Annotated in this window: 24 protein-coding genes; 23 read left to right on the top strand and 1 reads right to left on the bottom strand. The window is 44.3% G+C overall.

Annotation, left to right across the window (positions count from 1 at the left end):
- Window positions 1-17 precede the first annotated feature (17 nt).
- The 23 genes from AAH944_RS10790 to AAH944_RS10680 all read left to right on the top strand — a co-directional run bounded on the left by AAH944_RS10790 (window position 18) and on the right by AAH944_RS10680 (window position 13,854).
- A complete protein-coding gene (locus tag AAH944_RS10790; protein WP_415534920.1) occupies window positions 18-725 on the top strand; it encodes a M23 family metallopeptidase in 708 nt (235 codons plus the stop codon).
- A gap of 10 nt (window positions 726-735) precedes the next feature.
- Window positions 736-1,167 carry a hypothetical protein gene (locus AAH944_RS10785; protein WP_415534919.1) on the top strand — a complete coding sequence of 144 codons (432 nt, stop codon included), beginning with the start codon at window positions 736-738 and terminating at the stop codon, window positions 1,165-1,167.
- 260 nt (window positions 1,168-1,427) lie between these two features.
- Window positions 1,428-1,865 carry a DUF6838 family protein gene (locus AAH944_RS10780; RefSeq protein ID WP_415534918.1) on the top strand — a complete coding sequence of 146 codons (438 nt, stop codon included), beginning with the start codon at window positions 1,428-1,430 and terminating at the stop codon, window positions 1,863-1,865.
- A 98-nt stretch (window positions 1,866-1,963) separates the two neighbouring features.
- Window positions 1,964-3,028 carry a phage tail sheath subtilisin-like domain-containing protein gene (locus AAH944_RS10775; protein ID WP_415534917.1) on the top strand — a complete coding sequence of 355 codons (1,065 nt, stop codon included), beginning with the start codon at window positions 1,964-1,966 and terminating at the stop codon, window positions 3,026-3,028.
- A 253-nt stretch (window positions 3,029-3,281) separates the two neighbouring features.
- Window positions 3,282-3,728, top strand: a complete 447-nt coding sequence (locus AAH944_RS10770) for a phage tail tube protein (RefSeq protein ID WP_415534916.1) — start codon at window positions 3,282-3,284, stop codon at window positions 3,726-3,728.
- Window positions 3,729-4,088: 360 nt separating this feature from the next.
- A complete protein-coding gene (locus AAH944_RS10765; protein ID WP_415534915.1) occupies window positions 4,089-4,493 on the top strand; it encodes a phage tail assembly chaperone in 405 nt (134 codons plus the stop codon).
- Window positions 4,494-4,516: 23 nt separating this feature from the next.
- Window positions 4,517-4,645, top strand: coding sequence for a hypothetical protein (locus AAH944_RS10760; RefSeq protein WP_415534914.1), 129 nt, complete (start codon window positions 4,517-4,519; stop codon window positions 4,643-4,645).
- A gap of 106 nt (window positions 4,646-4,751) precedes the next feature.
- Complete coding sequence (locus tag AAH944_RS10755) at window positions 4,752-5,669, top strand: hypothetical protein (protein ID WP_415534913.1); 918 nt, start codon at window positions 4,752-4,754, stop codon at window positions 5,667-5,669.
- Window positions 5,670-5,689: 20 nt separating this feature from the next.
- Window positions 5,690-6,319: a LysM peptidoglycan-binding domain-containing protein gene (locus AAH944_RS10750; protein ID WP_415534912.1), complete on the top strand. Its 630-nt coding sequence runs from the start codon at window positions 5,690-5,692 to the stop codon at window positions 6,317-6,319.
- Window positions 6,316-7,260: a hypothetical protein gene (locus tag AAH944_RS10745; protein WP_415534911.1), complete on the top strand. Its 945-nt coding sequence runs from the start codon at window positions 6,316-6,318 to the stop codon at window positions 7,258-7,260. Before AAH944_RS10750 ends, AAH944_RS10745 begins: the two co-directional genes overlap by 4 nt.
- 19 nt (window positions 7,261-7,279) lie before the next feature.
- Window positions 7,280-7,627, top strand: a complete 348-nt coding sequence (locus AAH944_RS10740) for a DUF2577 family protein (RefSeq protein ID WP_415534910.1) — start codon at window positions 7,280-7,282, stop codon at window positions 7,625-7,627.
- Window positions 7,620-8,054 carry a DUF2634 domain-containing protein gene (locus AAH944_RS10735; RefSeq protein ID WP_415534909.1) on the top strand — a complete coding sequence of 145 codons (435 nt, stop codon included), beginning with the start codon at window positions 7,620-7,622 and terminating at the stop codon, window positions 8,052-8,054. Before AAH944_RS10740 ends, AAH944_RS10735 begins: the two co-directional genes overlap by 8 nt.
- Window positions 8,047-8,883, top strand: a complete 837-nt coding sequence (locus AAH944_RS10730; protein WP_415534908.1) for a baseplate J/gp47 family protein — start codon at window positions 8,047-8,049, stop codon at window positions 8,881-8,883. Before AAH944_RS10735 ends, AAH944_RS10730 begins: the two co-directional genes overlap by 8 nt.
- On the top strand, window positions 8,880-9,101 hold the full coding sequence (locus AAH944_RS10725; RefSeq protein ID WP_415534907.1) for a hypothetical protein: 222 nt from the start codon (window positions 8,880-8,882) through the stop codon (window positions 9,099-9,101). Before AAH944_RS10730 ends, AAH944_RS10725 begins: the two co-directional genes overlap by 4 nt.
- On the top strand, window positions 9,062-9,673 hold the full coding sequence (locus tag AAH944_RS10720) for a putative phage tail protein (RefSeq protein ID WP_415534906.1): 612 nt from the start codon (window positions 9,062-9,064) through the stop codon (window positions 9,671-9,673). Before AAH944_RS10725 ends, AAH944_RS10720 begins: the two co-directional genes overlap by 40 nt.
- A gap of 33 nt (window positions 9,674-9,706) precedes the next feature.
- Window positions 9,707-9,925 carry a hypothetical protein gene (locus AAH944_RS10715; RefSeq protein ID WP_415534905.1) on the top strand — a complete coding sequence of 73 codons (219 nt, stop codon included), beginning with the start codon at window positions 9,707-9,709 and terminating at the stop codon, window positions 9,923-9,925.
- Window positions 9,918-10,238: a hypothetical protein gene (locus AAH944_RS10710; RefSeq protein ID WP_415534904.1), complete on the top strand. Its 321-nt coding sequence runs from the start codon at window positions 9,918-9,920 to the stop codon at window positions 10,236-10,238. The genes AAH944_RS10715 and AAH944_RS10710 overlap by 8 nt, the downstream gene beginning before the upstream one ends.
- Window positions 10,238-11,545 carry a hypothetical protein gene (locus AAH944_RS10705; RefSeq protein ID WP_415534903.1) on the top strand — a complete coding sequence of 436 codons (1,308 nt, stop codon included), beginning with the start codon at window positions 10,238-10,240 and terminating at the stop codon, window positions 11,543-11,545. Before AAH944_RS10710 ends, AAH944_RS10705 begins: the two co-directional genes overlap by 1 nt.
- Before the next feature lie 28 nt (window positions 11,546-11,573).
- The gene (locus tag AAH944_RS10700; protein ID WP_415534902.1) at window positions 11,574-11,843 is read left to right on the top strand and encodes a hypothetical protein; all 270 of its coding nucleotides are present in this window, start codon (window positions 11,574-11,576) and stop codon (window positions 11,841-11,843) included.
- Window positions 11,843-11,971, top strand: a complete 129-nt coding sequence (locus AAH944_RS10695; protein ID WP_415534901.1) for an XkdX family protein — start codon at window positions 11,843-11,845, stop codon at window positions 11,969-11,971. Before AAH944_RS10700 ends, AAH944_RS10695 begins: the two co-directional genes overlap by 1 nt.
- A 118-nt stretch (window positions 11,972-12,089) precedes the next feature.
- Window positions 12,090-12,467, top strand: coding sequence for a hypothetical protein (locus AAH944_RS10690; protein ID WP_415534900.1), 378 nt, complete (start codon window positions 12,090-12,092; stop codon window positions 12,465-12,467).
- Window positions 12,468-12,489: 22 nt separating this feature from the next.
- Window positions 12,490-12,855, top strand: a complete 366-nt coding sequence (locus AAH944_RS10685; protein ID WP_415534899.1) for a hypothetical protein — start codon at window positions 12,490-12,492, stop codon at window positions 12,853-12,855.
- Window positions 12,856-13,032: 177 nt separating this feature from the next.
- On the top strand, window positions 13,033-13,854 hold the full coding sequence (locus AAH944_RS10680; protein ID WP_415534898.1) for a methyl-accepting chemotaxis protein: 822 nt from the start codon (window positions 13,033-13,035) through the stop codon (window positions 13,852-13,854).
- A gap of 184 nt (window positions 13,855-14,038) precedes the next feature.
- Here AAH944_RS10680 and AAH944_RS10675 read toward each other — a convergent pair whose 3' ends face one another.
- On the bottom strand, window positions 14,039-17,473 hold the full coding sequence (locus AAH944_RS10675) for a pyruvate carboxylase (protein ID WP_415534897.1): 3,435 nt from the start codon (window positions 17,471-17,473) through the stop codon (window positions 14,039-14,041).
- Between the last annotated feature and the right edge of the window lie 134 nt (window positions 17,474-17,607).

The raw sequence follows: 17,607 nt of genomic DNA, 5'->3' as shown, positions 1-17,607 counted from the left end.
GAAAGGTGGGAAAGCGGATGATGCCTTTAAAGTCAGCAAGCGTATCTTACCCCTATGGTGTCAAAAATAGTGTATATGGTAAAGGCTATCACGAGGGAATTGATCTGGTCTCAGAAAATAGAGCCATATATGTTGCTGTTGCGGGCGCTGTCATTAAGGCAGTCTATGCCGGTGGTCAGGGTGCAGATCCGGCAGGGTGGGGAAATTACGTTATCCTGAGAACCAGGAATGGCAATTACGATTTGATCCATGCCCATCTTGCCTCCGTGAAGGTGAGTCGCGGACAGACAGTCAATGAAGGTACCATTCTCGGTATGATGGGCAGAACCGGAAACACCACCGGCCCTCATCTTCATTTTGAGGTCAGAAGAGCGCCCTGGACAAACAATAACGAAATTAATCCAGCTGTTTTTCTGGGGATAGAGAACAAAGAAGGACCTGTAAAAAATATTTCTGCGAATTCAAGTGAGGAGGGAAAAAAGGTGGTTCAAAACATTATTTTATGCAATCCGGGCCCCGATGAAAGAGCAGCAGCTTATCTGGCAGATCATTTAAAGGCACCGGTATGTTACCTCGCAAATGTGACGAAAGAGTTCATTGACTGTGCAGAAAAAGTCTATGTGATCGGCAACGATTATCAAGCAGCAGAAAAATCAATTAATATCATTGGTGCGGACCGTTACGATACCTGCCAAAAAGTGCTTGATATCTGTAAAGGCAAGTAAGGAGGAAATTATGGATACGATTACACTACCCCAGACTTTTTTTACCCTGCAGGATCTTTCATCGCTCGGCGGCACGGTAATCGCTGTCTACGTCATTGTATCTTTTCTGAAAGATTACCTGAAAATATTGGGAAAGAGGATTTCCAAAGACGGGTCAGGGGACTGGATCGTGCGTCCGTCCTCTGTCCTGATTTCCTTCCTGATTATCATTTGGACACTGGTCATTCGAGTAGAAGTTAGTGGCGAAAACATTGGTTTGGCCGTCATCAATGCTTTTCTTGTCGCGTTGATTGCCGGAGCGGCCCATGACTATATTGTGGCTCCAACGAAGGAGAAAGCTGTTTTGCAGGCTATGGACAAAGAAAATTTGAAAAATGATCTTGAAAGACAAGGATCATCTGAGGCAAAAAACATATCTAATTCAAATAACATATCTGGATAAAAGGTTTCTAACGGATAAAGTTTTCCGAATTTTTTCCGGGTATTTGCCGATTTTGAAGCAAAATTTCGGGTATGCTGAGTACAGTAAGAATCACATCAAACATAGTTTGGCACTTAATTGGAACGTCCTTGTAAGGGCGTTTTTATTTTAAGTCTCTAAAACGGAGTGCCGGAGACGGCGGGTATGATGCAATCCAGAAGGCAGGGAGGGGCCGGAGTGCATAAAATATAGATTTGGTAGAAAGGAGGTAAGAACAAAAAATGCAAGCAATCATTGATGCAGTCAGCAGTCTGGTCCAGACCGCTTATCCGGATTATGACATCTATCTAGAAGAAATGCAGGAAGGTTTTAGCAGACCTTCTTTTTCTGTGGTCTTTATTCAGGAAACACAGACAGATAAAAACCAGCATTTTTATGCCCGAAACATTATTTTATATGTCATTTTTAATGCGGCATTGAATGCCAATAACAACCCTGACAAAGCGATGCAGTATACAGTCTACGAAAACATTCGGGAGTTATTCAGCAGCGGCTTCTTTAGTATCGGAGACAGGAAAATCAAGATTCGGCAAATCACCGGAGGACCGAAAGGAAAAGAAATTTATCTTGGATTTAACCTAGATACTACCGAAAGTAGACCGGAACCTTCCGGACAGACTGAGCTAGCGGGAAGTGTGCAGATTCAGTTTGATATGTGAACATGTTCTTGAGATGGTATAAACGTTTTTAATTGTAACCTATTTTAATTAAAGTAGTCAGATTGATGAAATTGGAAATAAAAAAGGAGGCAAAAAATATGCCATTACCCAAAATCAACATTCTATTTCAGGAGGCTGCAAATACAGCCATCCTCCGAGGAGAGCGCGGAATTGTGGCACTAATCCTGAAAGATAGTGTCCACAATGGAGCCAATGTCTACGAAACGAGCAGTGATATTCCCGCAGATCTCAGCACCGCGAACAAGGAACAACTTCAGCTGGCTTTAACCGGCGGGGTGAATCCGCCGTTGAAGCTTTTGGTCTATATCCTGCCAACCACAGCCGAGAATTACACGGATGCTCAGACCTATTTGGAAGGGTCGCAATGGAACTATCTAGCAGTCCCTGGGATCAGCTCTGCTGATGCAGCTTCGATGGCAACCTGGCTCAAAGGCTTAAGAGGCACACAAAACCTCAGAGTCAAAGTCGTTCTGCCGAATGCAGCTGCCGACCACGAAGGAATTATCAATTTTGCCACAGATAGTATCGTGATCGGCGGATCCACATACAGCGCGGCAAATTATTGCTCCAGGATTGCTGGAATTTTGGCAGGAAATCCGCTTTCAATCAGTTCGACGTTCCAGGTCTTGTCCGAAGTTGACGATGTTCCGCATTTAACAAACAGTCAGTTTGACACGGCGATCGATGCCGGGAAACTGATGCTGATGAATGATGGAGAAAAGGTGAAGATTGCGCGCGCTGTCAACAGTCTGACCACGACGACTGCGGATAAAGGTGCAGCCTTTAAGAAGATCAAGCTTGTGGACATCATGGATATGATCTATGCCGATATTAAGAAGACCACGAATGATGCGTATATTGGGAAACTGCCTAATACTTACGACAATAAATGCCTGCTGATTACCGCGATCCGGGCCTACTACGAATCTCTGGAAAACCAGCAGCTGCTGGACCGCGGGAAAAATTCTGTCGATATCGACATTGCCGCCCAGAAAACTTACCTGCAGTCCGTTGGGGTAGATACCAGTACAATGACAGATCAGCAAATCAAAGAGGCCAATACCGGAGACAAGATCTTCCTTTCCGGACCGATCAAAATCGTCGATGCGATCGAAGATTTCGAACTGAAAATCAGCATCTAAGTGAATTATTTGATAACTTTATTACATCAAAGATACGGTAGCTTTGCTTGGCATAGTCTCCATAATGGATGGCCGCTTTCGGCTGTTGTGCCATCCGTGGCACAAAAAGCCGTGCTTCGCATCGTGCTCCGCTTAACGCTGGCTATCCATTACGGAGACCTAGTCTGGGAGAGTGAAAGCTTCTCTAGTCAACGCACCAAGTGAGTTTACCAGTTAAATAATATTTAGAAAAAAGACAAGGGAGGAAAATAATATGGCACTGAGTCCTGAAAGAATTATAAACGGAACTCACGGCGAAGTTTGGCTGGATGATGAAAAGGTGGCAGAATGCAGCGGCCTTCAGGCCAAGATTAATCTGATGAAAAGTGATGTCCAGATCTGCGGCCGAATGGCGAAAGGATATAAGGTCACCGGATGGGAAGGCAAAGGAAGCCTGAAGCTGCATAAGGTTTCCAGCCGGATGATCAATAAGATCGCGCAGGACATAAAAAATGGCAAGGGGACCATCTGTACGATTGTTTCCAAGCTGGCGGACCCCGATGCCTATGGCTCGGAACGTGTCGCCCTAAAGAATGTGATGTTTGACGAAGTATCCCTGGCCGACTGGGAAGCAGGGAAAAACGGCGAGGAGACGATTCCGTTTACCTTCAGTGATTTTGATTTGCTGGATGTGATTGATCCGGGGATGGTTCAAGGGTAAGCAGAGTTACAAGTTTTTTTGGTCAATCATATTTACATCAAAGATACAGTAGTTTTTGCTTGAGATAGTCTCCATAATGGATGGCCGCTTTCGGTCGTTGTGTCATCCGTGACACAAAACCCCGCGCTTCGCATCGTGCTCCGCTTGTCGCTGGCCATCCATTACGGAGACCTAATCTAGGGATAGTGATAGTTGTAACTTTGGGATCGTCCTGCTAGAAGAGATTTGCCTGCTCAGCAGCCACGCTGATTGATGCGAGTTAATGCTGGGCAGAGTTTATCTTGTATACGCTGAACTTTGAACCAAGCAAAACTAAGTCTCAAAGTTTTAAAAGTATAAATCAGAAAGGAATCAAAAGAAATGAATACATTGGAGCTGTTGTTAAAAGCAGATACAGATCAATTTAAGCTTCCAACCCGGAAGGTGGAAATTCCCAGACTGTCTGCTCTATTTGGCGGCCAGGCGGTATTTACCTGTCAAGCGTTGTCGCCGTCTAAATACAATGAAATCCAGGAAGCTGCTGCTGACTTTACCAATGGCCAGATTCAGGGGATCGACATGGGAGAAGTCCAGATGGCCACGGTACTGGCGGGAATCATTGAGCCAAATCTGAAGGATAAAGCGCTGATGGCCCATTTTAAAGTCCCCACACCGGCTGAGCTGGTTAAAAAGCTGCTGCTTCCGGGGGAGATTGTAACGATTTTCAATGTTATTTCCGAAATCAGCGGCTTCGGAGACGACGTGATTAAAGAAATAAAAAACTAATCAGCACGGATGGCTGGGCAGAAATGTTGTACTACTATTGGGTGACCAAAGGCATCCGTCCATCTGTGCTCGTCTCGCTGCCGTACGGGGAGAAGATTGTGATTAGAGCGTTTTATGAGAGGGAGATTCGGGAATTAAAAGTTGAACAATAAATAATACCTTGGATTATCAACGTTTATGCCAGAAAACGAGAGATACTCTTAATGCTGAAATTATTTATTGTTAAAAATAATGCTTTATAGAACAATTGAAAGCTAGGTGATTATTTTGCAAGATACAACTATTTTAAGGGGGAATTTTTTACAGGAATTAAGCAAAGGTCAGAAATATCGCAGTAACCTGATAAATTCTAATCCATATTTTAATCGCTATGCGTTATACAATAATACTGAAAACCAAAAAATTAAATCTCCTTCTCAAAATAAACAATCTAAACCGACGTATTTAGGTAGCTTTATCATTGATAATATACAAAGAATGTATTCTATCTTTGACGATTGGCTTTCTGAAACCGCTTTAAAAGAACTGAAAAAATCCCAAAAATTTTTTGTGAAAGGTCATACTAAACCGTTAACTATTCTTCCACAAATAATGTATGAGATAGCTACGGCAAAAAAGGAAAAAGGCACACTTGGATTTAGGGACAAACTTGAAATTTTCGGAAAGGTTGGATTAAAATCTATATTTGAAGGAATTTTTTCAAGGTTAGTAAAACAAATGATAAAACAAATTCCCAAAATATTAGTGGGGAGACTGGGAACGCTAGGTGCTTCCCTTGGGTTTGCAGGATTATTAGGCAGCCTTGCAGTGAATCCCTTAGCGCTAGCGGTCATATCAGTTGTTGTCGGATCAATTGCTGCAACAATAATAGATAATTTGCTACAAAAACTATTTAATTCAACAGGGATAGAAGTTGTTGGTCAAGGGAAAAAAAATAAAACGAAACAATTTGCCATCGGCATTCCCCGCGTCCCTTATGATAACTATCCTGCACTCCTGCATGAGGGCGAATCTGTTCTTACGAAAAGGGAAACCAACAATATGCGTTCCGGTTTTGGTTTGGTCAGTATTGCCAAACTCTCGGATACGATTATCGTCCGTGAGGACGCCGATATTGATCGGATCGCTAATGCCCTGGTCAGCAATATCAAGATGACAGCTCTAAACATGGCTTAGCAGTCAGGAGGTGAAAAGCTATGGAATTTTGGCTCAAAAACTACAATAATACGGAGACACTGCAGCTTCCAGTTCCACCATCTTCCTTTGATATTACTCAGGGTAATCTTAATACAACGGTTAACATACAGGATGCCGGGGAAATCAACCTGATTGGCAAAGAAAAGCTGGCGACGATCACCTTGAACTCTTTCTTTCCAAAGGAAGCGTATTATTTTTGCCAGTATAGCGGATTCCCGTCTCCTTATGACTGTGTCAGCCGCATTGAAAGCTGGCGGAAGTCCGGAAAACCGGTCAGACTGATTATTACCTCTACGGACATCAATATTTCGGCGTCCATAGAGAGATTTCAGTACGGCGAAAAGGGAGAAGGTACCGGAGATGTTTATTTCACACTTGAACTGAAGGAATATCGGCAAATCACTGCGCAGACGGAATCAATAACATCTTCGACAAGTCCATCGCAATCCCAAAACTCCAGATCATCCGACAGAAATGTGCCCTCATCCTACACCGTAAAATCGGGAGATACTTTGTGGGCTATTGCCAAAAGGTTCTATGGCAATGGGGCAAAGTATCCGACTCTGGCAGCGAAGAATAACATCAAAAATCCAAGTCTGATCTATGCTGGGCAGGTGCTGAAGCTATGAAAATCTATTTGATTGAACCCAGCCAAAGGACCGACATTACCCAATTGACCAAAAAAATTGTCTGGAGCGGGGATGAAAAACAGGCAGCCCGAAAGATGGAACTTGAAGTGACCGCCTCAACGGATGAAAACATCCCGAAAATAAGCTTAAGCCCGGGCAACATGCTCAAACTGTTGGATGATAACGGAGAAGAGCTGTTTGCAGGGGTTATTTTTTACCAGGAAAGATCCAGGTCAAATCATATGATCCGCGTAATGGCCTATGACAGCCTGATCTACTTACTAAAATCCAAAGCAACCTATAACTTTAAGAAGACTACGGCTGAATCAATTGCAGCCAGGATCGCCAGTGATTTCCTTCTCGCGGTCGGGGAGCTCAAGAAAACCGGTATTATCCAAAACCTGCTTGTCAATGCGCAAAGTCCGTATGAGATTATTACAGCGGCTTACACAGCAGCGGGTAAGCAAACCGGCAAAAAATACAACGTCCAAATGCAGAATGGAAAGTTGTCCGTACTCGAAAAAGGGACGATTACAGCATCCCTAGTTATTGGGTCGAATCTGAATATTACGGATGCCACTTATTCTGAAAGCATTGAAAATATGATCAACCGGGTCATGATCTATAACGATAACGGAGACAGTCTGGGTAAAGTCGAGAGCCAGGAATGGATGAAGAAATACGGTGTTCTTCAGGAAATTTATCAAAAGGAAGCCGGCAGCGATCCAAAAACTGTAGCGAAAAACATGCTGAAAGGATTGGAACGGGACGGAAATATTTCCGTCCTGGGGAACAGTGAATGTCTTACCGGTAAATCAGTAAAGATTATAGAACCGTTTACAGGACTCAAGGGGTTGTTTGAAATCGCGACGGATGCCCATACCTGGCAGGATGGCAGCTATATGATGGACCTCGGGCTGAAATTCAGCAATATCGAATAAGCAAACAAGGAGGACCAACATGGAACCGAAGAACCCTTATTCAGAATTGGTAATGCTGATGCAGGCCCAGGGAGCAAAATATAATCCGCCCTATATCCGTGTCGGCCAGGTGACGAATCCGCCGCCGAAGCTCCGGATCAAAATGGGCGACCTTCAGCTCGATCAGGAAAACCTGCTGATCTCCGATGTTCTGCTTGACCATGATCGGCAGGCTACCCTTAATGCAACTGAAGGCTATGGGGAAACCACCGAGGGTGTGCTTCAGGTTGGGAACTGTCTGCAAAAAGGATCTTTTGTTGCTTTGCTTCCTTTGGAAAAAGAACAAACCTATATCGTTTTAAGCAAGGTGGTGACCCCAAATGGGTGAGTTAATTTTCCCATTTATCCTGGGAACTGTTACATCAGAAAATGCCACAGCAAGTAATCAAACAACCATACCAAGGGAATACGCCTGGGATTTCGACCGCGACTGTTTTCAATTGGTCGACGGAAAGCTAAGCACCGTAACCGGGCAGGATGCAGTGAAAACCTGGGCCATGAAAGCCTTACGTGTGCCAAGGTACAGATATTTGGCTTATTCCTGGAATTACGGCCATGAACTGGAGGATCTTTTTGGCCAAAGTTTAAGCAAAGAGGCGGCCTTGAGTGAAGCGAAGCGGTACATTTCAGAGGCCTTGCTGGTCAATCCGCATATCCGAGATATTAAAAATTTAAAGGTCAATTTGGAGGAAACGACATTGAAAGTGTCGTGCAGCCTTATAACCGACGATGGGGAGGTGAATGTTGTTGTTTGAAGCACAAACTTATGAGGAAATACTGCAAAGACTGAAAAACAAAGTACCTTCCGGGATGGATACTTCGGAAGGCAGTTTTATCCATGATACTTTATCACCTGCAGCCCTGGAGATTGCCCAGCTGTATACCAATCTGGATTTGGTTTTGACTCTGGCTTTTGCACAGACGACCAGCGGGCAGTATCTTGATTACCGGGCTGACGAGCGCGGACTAACCAGAAAAAGTGCGCTGAAAGCTGCCGGAATTGTCAAAGTCTCAGGGAATCCGGGTGTGGCAATCGGCAAGAGTATTATCTTTTTGACCGAAGGCGGGATTGAATTTGAATCGACGGAAGCGGCTATCATTCAGGAAAATGGGTCTGCCAATATTCCAATTCAGGCTGTAGAAGCGGGTATCACAGGAAATATTCCTGCTGGGGCAGTCAAAACAGTGCAGATCGCTCAGCAGGGAGTCACGGAAATCACCAATGAAAGCGCGATAACCGGAGGGACAGATCAGGAAAGCGATGAAGACCTTCTTTCCAGGCTATTACTAAAAGTACGGAATCCGGCAACGAGCGGCAATGCAGCCCATTACCAGCAGTGGGCAGGAGAGGTCACAGGGGTAGGCGATGCTAAGGTTTTTCCATTATGGGATGGAGCCGGGACAGTAAAAGTCATTATCGTAGATTCGGAGAAAACACCGGCTGAACCAGAGATTGTGGCAGCCGCGGCTACGCATATCGAGTCAATGAGACCGGTCGGGGCGGAGGTGACGGTCGAATCCGCTGCCGGAGTCGATATCAATGTGGCGGCGACTGTCACCCTGGCGGAAATCTGGAACAAGTGACAGCATCTTTTCGGGCACTATTAACTGAGCATCTGAAAGACATTGCGTTCAAACAGGATTATGTCAGTTTTGCCAGGATCGGTAGCACACTGCTTGAGACGCCCGGGATACTGGACCATACCGGACTTACGGTTAACGGCGGAACAGCAAATATTGTGATCGGCACAACCTTTAATAATTGCCGGGTTGCTATAGCCGGGACGGTGACGCTGGCATGAGTGACCGGACAGCCATCGTCAAAACCTATCTTCCTAACTGGCTAACGGAGAAAGAGCCAATCAAATCGGTATTGGAGTCCCTTGGACAGGATACCGGAGTGGCGGAAGACACCATCAAGGATGTTCTTTCCCAATGCTTTGTTGATACCGCTACCTGGGGGATCAAATACTGGGAAGAGTACCTTGATATACCTGTAAATGAAAGCAAACCGTTAAGCTACAGGCAAAGTGTTATCAAATCCAAACTTAGGGGTGCCGGTACGACCACCGCTGCGTTGATCGAAGCAACGGCCGAAAGCTACCAAAACGGGAATGTCGATGTCCTGGAACTTCCAGGGCAGAACAAAGTGCAGATCAAGTTTACCGGTATTTACGGTATTCCCCCAAATATGTCCGATTTTCAGCCAGCGATTAATCGGGTCATTCCAGCGCACCTCATGGTCGAGTATCTGTATACGTATCTGACTTGGTCAGCGTTGAATGGGGCAGGGCTAACCTGGGGGGGGCTGGATGCAGCCCAATTCACCTGGGCGGAATTTGAAACCTGGAATCCGGAGCAGGAACCAATCTAAAGTGAACAATAAAGGATAAAGGAGCGAAGAAGAATGCCGGAATATACGACTCAATTCAACTTACCGAAAGCATTGGCCAATGAAAATGTTAGTTTATCCGCGCATAATAGTTTGGTGGAGGCAATTGATACCAATATCGGAAATGCGTTAACGGAGCATATGGCGGATTATGCGACATTTCTAAGCGGATACAATTCTAGAAATGCAGATTTACAATTCTTGAATTTAAGGGGGTGCCGTTACCTTGACTAAAATATATTCAGATCAGGTGTATTCCGGAACGCTTACCACAGGTAGTGTAACTGTGGCAACAATAGCCGCAAACACCACGTTCATAATGAAAGGATTTTGTATTTCAAACGCCAATGCCGCCGACAAAAAAGCAGAACTTCTCATTGATGACAAGCGAATTCTTCCATATATTAAAGCCATTCCCACGGGCGACGCCTTGATTCGTAGCGATCTCAATATTCCAGTAGCAACAACAAAGACGATAAAAGTCAAAGGTGAAGTTGCTACAGATATGGATTATTATATCTGGGGAGTAAACGAGGTGACTTCGTAATGCAGGGATTGTTGAGTAATTCGTTGGGGAGTAAAGCAAGTATATTTGGCGATCCTGGGATGCAGATAAATGGTAACCTATATGAAACAAACGCTGGTCAAGCATTATCAGCTGGTGATTTTGTAGGATTATATCCTACATGTACCAGTGGAAGTCTAACTTACATTTCCACTGTAGCATCTTCGGCACATTCAATAATTCTCCCACTTGCAACGGGAAAGGCCCTCGCAATCTATTATCAGAACACAGTTTTATACGCTCATATTTTAACTATATCTGGGACGTCAATAACTGTTGGAGAAAGAACAAATCTGATGTCTGGAAGTATTACAGAAGTTAAAGCAACCGTACTTTCAGATAGTCTAGTAGCAGTAACCTATGTAAATTCAGGGAACCCTTATCTTTTTGCAATAAGCATCTCTGGGTCAGCTCTTTCTGTAGGTAATGCAACTATTTTATATACACCACCAAGCAGTATGGGCAACATAGAAATAGTAGTTCTTACCGAAACAATAGTATTAGTTGCAGGAAATGTATCAGCACAGAATTATTTATATACAATGGTATGTTCTATTTCTGGGCTTACCGTTACTTGTTTAACTATAGATACGCCTATAACAGGATTTGCAATGAATTATATTACTTTATCTAAACTTACACCAACAAAAGTTTTCATTGGGATTACAGACGGAAGTAATCAAAGAGGTGTGGCGTATCTTTTAACAGTAGGTCAGGATAACCATGTAGTGGGGGGTTCCAGTGGCATAGCGTTTACAGCTAATGAAAGAACGGACTATATAAAGTCAGCAGTAATTTCTGGCAATAGAATAATTGCTGTTTATAGGGGTGCTAGCTCAGTATGTTTGATGGCTACGGTTTTCTACTTTGATGGAACCTCTTTCACTACATGGTCTATACCAATAACGCTGTCTACTGAGACGACTGTTATTCCAAAGGGTTGTGTGACAATTAGTCCTAATCAAATATTTGTGTTTAATCAGTGGGGTGCCTCTGGATGGACGTACGGAATAATAATTAGTGTGTATGGTATAAATAGTATCCAGAAAAAGGTTGCGATTTGTATATCACCAAATAATCCCGTATATGGTTCTGTTTGTTCAGTTGGAAATAATTCAGTATTAGTTTTTTATATCAATGATTCAAACTATTATTCATGTGCTGCTATGGTATCCGGGGCTTCTAAGGCGAAAAAACTGTCAGCTGTCACAGCAGGCGGTGAATTTATTGATGGTGTAGCAAAAAGTGCAGCAATAACAGACGGAAAAGTGCAAATTTATATGCCTTAAATACTGATTATTAACTTGGAGGTACGTTATGAAAATTATTCTTAATCCACTTAATGTTGTTGTGGCAAAAGGCGTAGATATACGCCAAGTAGAGAATGGTATACTCTGTGATGGTTGCGTGTATATTGAGCAGAATCTAAGCATTTCCGAAACAGACCTAGAAATAGCACCATTCAAAAACACGCTTATCGACGGTGTCGTTGGTATCAATCCAGTATGGCAAGCATCAGCAGACGGAATTAAAGAACAGGCCATCGACGAATATACGTTAAGTCTTATTGATGGAGGCATCATCTGATGAGTATTTTTGTGGAGAGTTTAAAGAGGCTTTATACGTCAGGAAAAGTTACCATTGAAAAATTGAATAACCTTCTTACGGAATCAAAAATAACTCAGGAAGAGTATGATTACATTACTGCGCAATAGACTTATATAGCGACGAAGCCAGGATAATCATCTATTATTTTAGAAAAATTTACAGTGTTCCAAGAAGGGGACAAAATAATGTTTATTCTGACAATTGTTTTTGAAGGAGGCTAAAAAAATGCCACTTTTCACCCCAAAATTCTATCTAAAAAAACCCACCGAAACCGAACAGGTGGAGCCAAGAGACTATAACGACAACCTGGATGCAATCGACAATGCGCTTACGGAACATTTTGCGGATCGGATGGCACATTTTGAATGTTTAAGCCTGTATAAGCTCGACAAAGACGCTTTTGGCGTCTTTGTTGAGCTGCAGTGGAAACGGGAGAATGGGAAGCTTGCCAAGCGGTCGGTCTTCAGCAGGGGAACTCCGCCGTATTATTCCTTGCGGACGGATACCTATTATCACGAAGATGGCGTGACCGCCAAGGTAATCAAGACCTATCTCCTGACTTACGACCAAGATAATGCTTTAATCAGCGAGGTGTTGCAATAAGAAAACGAAGGGAGGAAAGGACATGACGGCTGAAAATGAAAAGAGTAAGAAAGGACTTGAAGAAAGATTGAAAGAGCATGAAGAGAGGCTCAAAAAGCATGATGAACGGCTGACGATCCTGGAATCTTCCTCGGTGCTGGAATCCAAGCGTATGGATAGTCTGTGTGAGCAGCTGATGGAGTTTAGCTTCGATATCAAGGAGATGCTCAGCAGTCATGATGAAAGGATTAAAGAGCAGGAGATGGAATGTGTCAAAAAAGAAAAAGATCTTGAAAGTCTCGCCGGTTCAGTGAAAGGGGTCCTGTCTATTCTCCGATGGACTGCCACGACAGTATTCCTCCTGCTTGCGGGATTTTTTATCTGGTACATTCAAATACGGCCCACTTAGACCAAGAGCCCGCTTAGGCAGAGGAAGTTTAAGCGGGTATTTTTTATGTCGCAAAATTTTGATAAATAAAAGCAAAGTTGGATATACAAGTTATTTATTTAACAAAAAGGAATCTGGCTTAATTACGTCGAATACCAAATAAAGTACAAATATTTGTTTGAGTAAGGGTGGAATAGAATGGAATTGTTCAAGGGACAAGATGCAATTAACGCACTCTGTGGCATATTGCCTTATGTTGTGAAGGCTCTTCCTCCTGATATGGCCTTATATGTGACGGATGGGAAAAAGTATCTTCAGGCATCCGAAGGAGAAGAGCTTACTATTGGTATTGAAGTCGGTAATGAAGTTTTTGGAACGGCTACCGAAAAATGTGTGAATGAGAACAGGAAGACCGTATTTAATGTCCGGACAGGAACCCTGTTTCGTGGAGTTAATATACCGATACATGATGAGAACGGAATTCCTGTCGGAACGTTGATCTGTGCGAGCGGAAGGAAAAAACAGCAGGATGTTAATGAGGTCGCTGTACAGCTGTCTGATTATCTTGATCAGATTGCCTCGGCAGTCGAGGAGATCGCCATGGGAGCCGGAAGACTGGCCGAAGTCGGTCAGAGCCTTACAGTGAAAGCGCAGGAGTCTAACCAGAAAATCAATGAAACTGAAGTCATTATCAACACCATTACAAACATCTCGAATCAGACGAATATGCTTGGCTTAAACGCGGCAATTGAATCAGCCCGGGCCGGGGAACACGGCCGCGGTTTCGGTGTAGTTGCCCAGGAAATCCGGAAGTTAGCCGAAAACAGTAAAAAAGCAGCGGAAGAAGTCCGTCAGATCATTGAGTCGATTTCTTCGGCGGTCACCGACATGACGAATGCAGCTGAAGAATCGGGACAGATCGCCCAGCAGCAGGCTGCGGCCACTCAGGAGAATGCAGCCACGATCGATCACTTGCGAAAGCTGGCAGAGACGGTTAAAGAAACGGCTGCCAAACTGTAAATAACCATGATTGAAAAAACACCCGGTATTACAGATGTCGAGGCGGACACATTGTGTCGCTATTCGGACTTTGTTATGCCGGGTTTTCTTTTTTTCGGATGAAGAAAACGCAGACAAAAATAGGTTTGTCTGCGCAATTCTTACGGAATCTTATTACTTAAGGTTTATTTATTAACGATGGCTTTTACTTGAGTTTAATAATCAACTGGCCGGATTTTACCTGTTGGCCTTCGCTGATCAGGATGCTTTCGATTTCTCCGTCCGTTGGGGCCATAATATTCGTCTCCATTTTCATGGCCTCAATGATCAGCATACTTTGTTTATTGACAATTTTTTCGTTTTCTTTAACAAATACTTTGGAGATAATTCCGGTGATCGATGAGACGATCTCCTTTGGATTATTCGGGTCTGCCATCAGGGTGACGGAGACCTTTTCTTTTTCTTCAAAGTTCCGGTCAAAGATTCGTACTTCTCTTCTGTTGCCGTTGATCTCGAAAAGCAGCGTCTTATAACCTTCTTCATCCACATCGCGGACTTCAACCAACTTCAAGATCATGGTCTTGCCTTCGTCAAGTTCGATTTCGCTGGTCTCGCCTTCTTTCAACCCGTAGAAAAAGACGTGGCTTTCCAGGTTATAGAGATGCCCGAATTCGTCCAGGGATTTGAGGTAATCGCTGTATACTTTCGGATAAAGCGCATAACTCAGGGCGTTCCGGATATTGGGCTCTATATGGAATTCTTCCTGGAGCTTTTGATTAATTTTTTCAAAATCGATCGATTCGAGGATTTCACCGGGCCGGCAGGTAATCGGATCCTGACCTTTCAGAACAATTTTTTGTAGTTCTTCTGGGAAGCCACCCTCCGGCTGGCCCATCATCCCTTTGAAATAGTCGACGACCGAATCGGGAAACGCAAGCGTTTTTCCCTTTTCGTGCAGATTTCCTTTGGTAAGTCCGTTCTGGACCATAAAGATGGCCATATCTCCGACCACTTTGGAGGTAGGGGTAACCTTGACGATGTCACCGAGGATCTGGTTGACCTCTATATACATCGCTTTGACTTCATCAAATTTGTGGCCAAGACCGAAACTTTCCACCTGCGGCTTCAGATTGGAATACTGGCCTCCAGGGATCTCATATTTGTATATTTCGGCAGTTCCGGATTTCAGTCCGGATTCAAACTGCTCATAGAACGTTCTGGCTTCACTCCAGTAATTGCAGAGCTTTTGAATATCATCGAGGTCCATTCCCGGATCCATCTTGGTATTGCGGAGTGCAGCAATGATTGAATCCATGGAAGGCTGGCTCGTGGTTCCTGCCATTGGACTGAGCGCCGCATCGACGATGTCCACCCCTGCTTCTGCCGCCATCAGAATCGTGGCGACAGCGTTTCCGCTGGTATCATGCGTATGCAGATGGATAGGAATGGAGATTTCCTGTTTCAGGGCTTTGATCAGTTTAGCTGCGGCATAGGGTTTCAACAGGCCGGACATATCTTTGATACCGAGTATATGGGCACCCATCTTCTCGATTTCTTTCGCCATCTTCAGGTAATAGTTCAGCGAGTATTTTTCTCTGCTTTCATCGAGGATATCCCCGGTATAGCATAAGCAAACCTCCGCAATTTTTCCGGTTTTCATCACTTCGTCAAAAGCCACTTCCATACCTTTCAGCCAGTTCAGGCTGTCAAAGATCCTGAAGATATCGATGCCTTGCACTGAGGCTTCCTGGATAAAGGCTCTGATCAGGTTGTCGGGGTAGTTGGTATAGCCTACGGCATTGGCGCCACGGATAAGCATCTGGAACGGGATATTCGGGATAAGCTGTCTGAGTTTTTGCAGCCTGCGCCATGGTGATTCCCGTAAAAAGCGGTAGGCAACATCAAACGTGGCTCCGCCCCACATTTCCATAGAGAACAGCTCATTGGCCAGGACGGAAGTCGCTTCGGCAATTGACACAAGATCCTTGGTCCGAACCCGCGTTGCCAGCAGGGACTGATGCGCGTCCCGGAAAGTCGTGTCGGTCAGCAGTAGTTTGTCCTGGTCTTTCACCCAGGATACGAAGCCATCAGCGCCGCGCTGCTGCAGGATGCCTCTGATTCCTGCACGTTCGGAAGGCAGTTCAATCTTTGGGACTGGGGCGATGTTATAGTCTTTCTTGGTGCTCTTGACTTCGTTGACAATTTTTTCGCCAATATATTTCAGAAGCTTTGTTTCGTAATCCTTTTTGGGTTTGATGTCAAAAAGCTCCGGCGTGTCATCGATAAAATGGGTATCACATTCTCCGCTTAAGAATTTCTCGTGATTCATGACATTGATAAGGAAGGCTTCGTTGGTCTTGACCCCTTTGACATTCATTTCTTTAACGGAACGGATTGCTTTTTGTGTAGTCCCTTCAAATGTTCTGGCCCAGGAAATGATCTTAACAAGCAGACTGTCATAGTAAGGTGAGATGTTCGCACCGGTGTAGCCGTTGCCGCCATCGAGCCGGATACCGAAACCCGAACTCGTCCGATATACGTCAATTTTCCCTGTATCCGGCATAAAGTTTGAGAGCGGGTCTTCCGTGGTAATTCTGCACTGAATCGAGTATCCGCGCGGAACCACCGATTCCTGGGACGAAATTCCGATTTCTTTCGAATTTAGCGGGTAGCCCTGAGCGACCAGAATTTGGCTTTGAACAATATCCATCCCTGTCGTCATCTCAGTGATTGTGTGCTCGACTTGGATCCGGGGATTCATTTCAATAAAATAGTGGTTGCCGTGCTTGTCAACCAGAAACTCCGCAGTGCCTGCATTAACATAATTGACAGCTCTGGAAAGTTTAAGCGCATCCTGGTACAGTCGATCTCTGACTTCCTGCGGAATTGAGAAAGCTGGTGTGAATTCGAGAATTTTCTGATGGCGGCGCTGCACGGAGCAGTCCCGCTCATACAGATGAACGATATTACCGTACTTGTCGGCCAGAATTTGAACTTCAATGTGTTTGGGTCTTTCCAGATATTTCTCAATAAAAATATCTTCAATGCCAAAAGCCTTCTTAGCCTCTGTTCTGGCATTATTAAATTCACGCTCCAGGTCCTTTTCACTGTAGACGACGCGCATTCCTCTGCCGCCGCCGCCTGCTGCCGCTTTCAGAATCACGGGATATCCATATTTCTCGGCAAAGACCACAGCTTCGTCTACGGAAGTCATCGGTTTGTCCACGCCGGGAATGACAGGAACGCCTACACTTTGGGCCAGCAGTTTGGATTTGATTTTATCCCCAAGATTTTCAAGTGTATGAACAGATGGTCCGATATAAACAATACCGGCTTCCTCACACTTTTCCGCGAATTCCGGGTTTTCGGATAAGAAGCCATAGCCGGGATGAATGGCGTCGACGCCCTTTTTTAGGGCGAGGTTAATAATTTCACCAATGCTTAAGTATACTTCGATCGGCTTCTTTTTCTCACCAATTAGGTAGGATTCATCCGCTTTCGCTCTGAACAAAGCGTATTTGTCTTCTTCCGAATAAATAGCAACGGTTCTGATCCCGAGCTCTTTGCAGGCCCGAAAAACCCTGATCGCAATTTCTCCCCTGTTTGCGACCAGCACTTTATTAAAATTCTGTATTTTCATTTGGTATCTCCTTTGGCCTTGAAATCAATCATCTTATTCCTACTATTATAAGGCATCGAGCGTGCTGTAAAAAGTCCTTCAGAAAAAAAATACCGGAATACAGAATTAATTGTACATGATTTTCCTTTGTATGG

The sequence above is a fragment of the Dehalobacter sp. CP genome (assembly GCF_047652685.1).
Lineage (GTDB): Bacteria > Bacillota > Desulfitobacteriia > Desulfitobacteriales > Syntrophobotulaceae > Dehalobacter.
This window is presented reverse-complemented; position numbering and strand designations above follow the sequence as displayed.